This window comes from Parendozoicomonas sp. Alg238-R29, assembly GCF_947331445.1.
Lineage (GTDB): Bacteria > Pseudomonadota > Gammaproteobacteria > Pseudomonadales > Endozoicomonadaceae > Sansalvadorimonas.
Genome location: NZ_CAMZOG010000213.1, coordinates 1 through 1370, shown reverse-complemented (window position 1 = coordinate 1370; position 1370 = coordinate 1). Strand labels below are relative to the sequence as shown.

Genomic DNA, 1370 nt, shown 5'->3' with positions numbered 1-1370 from the left:
AAGAGCCACGCAAACCCTGAAAATGATTGCGCTGGCATAGCACGAGTAAAACCACTGAAAACTTAACCGCCAGCTCCACGAAACTTTTGAAATTGGCTTGGAATTGATACCCGAATATCTTTGCTGGCATAACTCAAATGCAGCCCGACAATGTTTACCGGAGAAACACGTTGAAAGAATGAACCTTCAGAATTCCCCAAACAAACTCAGAACTTAATTGCCAGCTTCACAAAACTCTCAGTAATTTCTCGGGAAAAACGAGGAACGAGAAATTAATATATTCACCCCGACGCACAACGCCTCATTCAGCTGCGCCGTAGGCGTCAGCTGGAATGACTTGTTATGTTTCACTTCCACGTTGTGTTGTCAGATGAAACAAATGTGTTGAACAAAGACTCATATTCCCAACCATCGCTAGCGAGAACCTTACAGTCAGAACTTTGCATACAAGAGTGAAGCAAGGCAATTGGGTCTGAAATATTTGGAAGAGTCAGTTTACTTTTTAAATTGGTCTTAGCTTTATTGTAATCAGGATGCTCCTCATCAAACTCTGCAACCATGAAATGTGCTGTTTTTCTCATTTCGGATAGTTGACCACCACCTGAAAACTTAAGCAAGTCAAACCAATATGGAATTTCAATAATCATAGCGATAAATTCTGAAAGGTTGTTTCCGATCTTTCCTGATTGCCCTTCAGATGAAATAAATAATATTGATCGTTTTTCGATTTCGCCTTCACCATAGACTACATAAACACCGCCGGAACCTTCACCAGCAAGGACTTCAATTGGATAGTCTGGAGTTAATGTTATCCAGTCGGTGTCTTTATCAATGTTTGATACTTCAAAGTCCTGATAATCACCTAAGTAGTTCATAACTTCTAAATCAAAAAGGTCTGAATATTTGAGCATACTCGATGATTCCTCGTGAAACATAACGCCAAGTTGTGGGGCGCCGAAGGCGTCCCAGGCAGCTTGCTGCCGAACACCAACGCCTTGTTGTGCGCGGCCTTGCCGGTCGAGATTGACCGATGCTGGCGTTGCACATTAATTGCGATTTATTGAGGTAAGATTTGCCAGCGGGCAAACCCTAGTTCTTTTAGCATTTTGCACAAAGCCTTGCAACCACTAGAAACCTTTGCTGAGACAAACTCAAAGCTCGTGCTGGCGTTGCACGTTTGGAAATAACAGCAATGTTTATTGCCAGCTGCAAGAGCCACGAAAACCCTGAAAATAATTGAGCTGGCATAGCACGAGTAAAACCACTGAAAACTTAACCGCCAGCTCCACGAAACCTTTTGAAGTTAGCTTGGAATTGATACCCGAATATCTTTGCTGGCATAACTCAAATGCAGCCCGACAATGTTTGCC

General features: G+C 42.7%; 1 protein-coding gene. It reads right to left on the bottom strand.

Going from position 1 to position 1370, the window contains the following annotated elements:
- Positions 1 to 347: 347 nt before the first annotated feature.
- Positions 348 to 911: a hypothetical protein gene (locus QMA35_RS21690; RefSeq protein WP_281649214.1), complete on the bottom strand. Its 564-nt coding sequence runs from the start codon at positions 909 to 911 to the stop codon at positions 348 to 350.
- Between the last annotated feature and the right edge of the window lie 459 nt (positions 912 to 1370).